Below are 4,422 nucleotides of genomic sequence, written 5' to 3'. Positions count from 1 at the left end.
AACGATGAAAATATATATATGATGAATAAAAAAATTTTTCTATCGTTTTTAACATTCTTTTTCTGCATGGTTATTCATGCCCAGTCTGAGATAAAAATATCAAAGATCAGGCATGATAACCTTAGCGGAATATCCCTTAATGGTATGGCAATGGAATCAGCGTCTGTATTTTTTACGGATTCTGATTCCCATGTCTATTGCATGTGTGAGGAAGAAGGAAAGGTTTTCTGGAAGGAGGACAGCGAAAATCTTTTAGACCTTTATTCCCAGATGGATTTTTCTCATGAGCTGGAAGATTTTTACCAGAAGTATTATGACATTGAGGAAATATCTGCAAAGCTTACTTTTAATAGAACTCCTAATTCCTGTGATTATACGATCAGGGTTCTTGATGATTCGGGTATTTTGCTGCCGGAAAACAAGGATGGAACTCTTAGGGTTTATTACAGGGATGGACAAATGGATCTTTTACTTGAAGTAAAATTTACCAATCTTATAGAATCTTTTGTGGATAAAGCTGCAGGAAAGTTTAATGATTTAAATTCCTTTATTGAATTTATAAGCCGGGATTATGACGAACAAAGTCAGAAAGATGATTTTCTTCTTAAGAAGTATATGAGCTTTTTGATTAACGAGTATTTTGAAAACGAAAATAATTTTTATGGAATATATAAAAATAATATTCCGGATTTTATCAATTATTATTTGACCCAGCTTTATAATGAAAAGCTCAGGTATGACTATGAGTTTTGTGAATTAAGGGCAGATTCCGGAACTTATGATGCAGCTCTTTATTTTTCTGATGAATTTTCCAAACCATATCGTTATGGGGCATATTTAGATTTTTTTAATAAAAACTCAACAGAGCAGAGTGCATATGACTCGGCTGCTGAAAATATGATGGATTTTATGGAAGAAAAAAACAGCCATAAAAATACTGAGCAGGTCTTTTCTATTTATGATGTTATTATTCCGGAAGTTAAGCAGATTAGATCAGGTGACTTTTTAAAAATAAAGTATGGGGATGACCAGTACAGCCTGTATTTTATTACTTTTGTTGAAGGTTATATTACTTCATATAAAGATTTTTTGAATATGACCTATGTGGCCGGGTATACGAAAGATAAGAAATTTTCAAGATCGATTCATCTCCAGGATCTTATTAGTGATAACGAAGACTTTTATTGCTTCAGAATTATGCCTTTAAGGAATTTTCCTGTAATTAGAAGATGGAATGTTTTTTCAAAAGCTAGAATTCAGTCAGTAGAAAGCCAGCTTATTTATGAAAGCGATCAGACTGATAAAAGCCTTCTCTGGGAATGTATTCCAAATACCGGAGAATATCTTGCCTGTTCAAAAATTAAGTTTGACTTGAGAAAATCAAATCATATGGCTTTTATTCCAAAGGATTTTGAAAATTATTATGTAAAAATTTCCGGAGCCAGAGATCCTGATGAAAATCTCTTTGATAATGAAGGAAACTATAAAAGATCTGATTATCAGGAATATCTGCTTAAAGCAAGGCAGAGCTGGGAAGTAAAGGATGAACTGGTATATTCATTAAATCATTCATCTTCTTTTGACATAGCATTTCTTGATGAAGAAGGTTTTCCTTTTTATACAGGAAAACTTGTAAGACAGGAATCAGGTCACAATTATAAGCTTCTTTCTGATCCGGAATTTGAAGAAACTCCTCTTTTATTTCTTTCCGGTGATGGAATATTAAAATACCAGAACGGCCAGACGGCTTCTATTGCTGTCAGACCTTCTGGATTTGAAAATGCTTACCCGGGGGATGAAATAAAAATTACTTTTTCCCTCTTTCAGAAAAAATCAGATGTGGAAATAGCTTCCTGTGATTTAAGTACAATTTTAAAAGTCTATGACAAAAAAATGATCTGGAGGGCAAATCTTTATGTTGATGAAAGAAGTGATGATTCTTCAGTTCATGACTGGAATGACCTTCATCCCTGGAATGTACCCTGCGATGAAAAAACACTCCTTACTCCCTGGTGGTGGTCAGAAGGATGGGGCTTTAACAACTGGAACCGTACTTTGTTTGCAACAGAATTTGATGGTCCTATGAATGAACTTCCCCAGGGAAATGGTATGCAGGTTATTACTTTACCTGAATATACTTCGTTCAGAAGTAAGAATACAACATCTACTATCAGAAATAATATTAGTTACGATTACAATGAGAACGGAATATCAGCCTGGGATAGTCCTTTTGATTTTGCCTATAAAATGAAAATGCAGAATGAAAGTTTAAGGGAACATTTTTCTTCCCTTATAGAAGAAGCTCAGAAAGAATATGACAGACTTCATCAACCACTTACAGCGGATTGGGAATCTGAGCCGGGGGAAAGTGAAAACCCGGGTGGTGAAAGCTCTGATACTGCTCTGACAGACATTGTAAATCCAGATAGTGGAATTAATAGTAATCTAACTGCTGTTTCTGACAATAATTTATCCGGAGAAGAAAATGAATCAGCCTCAGATAATCCTTGTTCAGGTGAAGGAGATTCAGCTTCTGATAATCCTGATTCTGGTGAAGGAGAAACTGCTTCTGATACAGATAGCGGAAATATTCAGGAAGAAGAAAACAGTCAGGAAATAAATATTGTTGAAGAAGTCAAAATGTCTAAAGGACTTTTTCCAAAAAATGCTGACAGTAATTTTCCTGATACAGAAAATACAGTTGCAGCCCTTTCTGAATGGCTTTTAACTACAGCTTCTGAAGGCAAATGGGATCTCTACTGGAAGTCTTCCCCGGAAAAAAATAAAGCTTTTATACCAGGACTTGGATTTTTGTATCATGCAGATGATGATGGTTACTATGATGGAGTCTTTAAAGAAGCTAAATCATATTCCTACCCGGATAATCTTGGAGCTGGTACTGATTGTATTGGAATGATAGTAAGGACTGCTTCTTATAGTGGAAGCCGGTATAAATGGCTTAATTACAATAATATGCCTCCTGATAAAGCTGAATGTAATGAACTTTCTACTAATAAAAGAAGTTTAAGTTTTCCGGAAAGCTCTGGTTCCTGGGCATCTGGTTATGAAGTAATTAACTGGGCCTTTATGTCATTTGATAAGGCTAATGATGGTTTAAGGACAGGTGTAAATGAGAGCCAGGGGGAATATGGAAAATATGTTTATAAGGATGAAGATAGTTATGTAGGGGCGGATGTAATGAAAACAGATTATGATGATCTTCCATCTTACAGAAAACTCCTTCTTGATAAAACAAAGAAGTATTTTGCAAAAGCTGTTCCTGGAGATGTAATTGCTTATGGTATTTATAATTCCATGGAAAATATTTTTTTGTATAACCCGCGAATCAGAAGTCATATCGGGGTAGTAGCGGATATTGATTATAAGAGACTTAAAGAAGCCAGAACTTTTGCTGAAGTTGCCAGATCTGTACAAATCCTTGAAAGTGTTTATGGTCAGCTTGTTTTTGGAAGTGTAAAAAGAAATATGGTTCAAAGTGGCTGCTGGAATAAAAGGGGACTGATCGAAAATGAAGATTTATCAGGATCCTGGTTTATCAGGGAAAAAAAATGTCAGCGCTGCTGGGCTGTTCAGAGACTTTATCTTAAGTGAGGTTCTTTATGAAAATTAGAAATTATAAATTTATTTTAACATTATCGGTTTGTATGTTTCAGGCTTTTTATCTTTCTGCTGTAGAAAATGAAATAATAAAAGAAGCTGAGTTTATGGAAGATGATTTTTTTGCAGCAGAAGATGGAAAGTTTTCTGAAGAAAAAGATTACTTAAACGGTCCTTACGGTATGTATTTTGTAAATGACCATACTTTTCATTTGTACAGCAGAAAACTTAAAGAAGACAGATACTTTACCAGACAAAAAGATGGCTCCTATTCTTATGAAAGTTTTCCTTCTGAATATTCCTCATTCAGAACAACTTCAAGGGATTATGAGGATCAAATTTTTTTAACCAGGGATTTTCTACATGGTATTAAAGAAGAAGACAAATATCTTTTTGAAGACATTCATAGGGATTCCAATTCGTCTTTTTCTTTAACAGATGATGGTAAGGGGCTGTTGTATTTTTTTTACATTGCTGCTTTTCCTGATAAAGATAATGAAGAAAAAATTGATTTAAACAAATCTAAAGGAGTTCTGATTATTAAGGACACAAAAAGTTATAAAACCCTTTACCGGACATTTTCTTTTGAAAATGAATTAAATAACAGTCTGGTTAAATCAGAAAATATAAGATGCCTTTTTGAAATAAACATTTTGTCAGCTGCAGATAAAAAAGGAAACTTTTATTTTTTTAATCTGACTAAAAAAGAAAATAAAAGAATCTGGCAGCTGACAAAATGTTTATTTCAAAAAGGCATCTTATATTTTCTGATTTAACCAGACTGTTATTTAATTCATTTTCAAA

The 4,422-nt window shown here is 33.7% G+C and carries 2 protein-coding genes; both read left to right on the top strand.

Going from position 1 to position 4,422, the window contains the following annotated elements:
• Positions 1-18: 18 nt before the first annotated feature.
• The gene (locus tag K6D58_RS09920) at positions 19-3,612 is read left to right on the top strand and encodes a hypothetical protein (protein ID WP_296830235.1); all 3,594 of its coding nucleotides are present in this window, start codon (positions 19-21) and stop codon (positions 3,610-3,612) included.
• 8 nt (positions 3,613-3,620) lie between these two features.
• Positions 3,621-4,394: a hypothetical protein gene (locus K6D58_RS09915; RefSeq protein ID WP_296830234.1), complete on the top strand. Its 774-nt coding sequence runs from the start codon at positions 3,621-3,623 to the stop codon at positions 4,392-4,394.
• Positions 4,395-4,422: the final 28 nt, after the last annotated feature.

The sequence above is a fragment of the Treponema sp. genome, assembly GCF_024696245.1.
Taxonomy (GTDB): Bacteria; Spirochaetota; Spirochaetia; order Treponematales; family Treponemataceae; genus Treponema_D.
The sequence above is the reverse complement of the archived record's forward strand: the minus strand, read 5'-3'. Positions and strand labels throughout refer to the sequence as shown.

Bases quoted from the DNA above. Each gene is read 5' to 3' on its own strand.
- K6D58_RS09920 (WP_296830235.1), top strand. From the start codon at position 19: ATGATGAATAAAAAAATTTTTCTATCGTTTTTAACATTCTTTTTCTGC.
- K6D58_RS09915 (WP_296830234.1), top strand. From the start codon at position 3,621: ATGAAAATTAGAAATTATAAATTTATTTTAACATTATCGGTTTGTATG.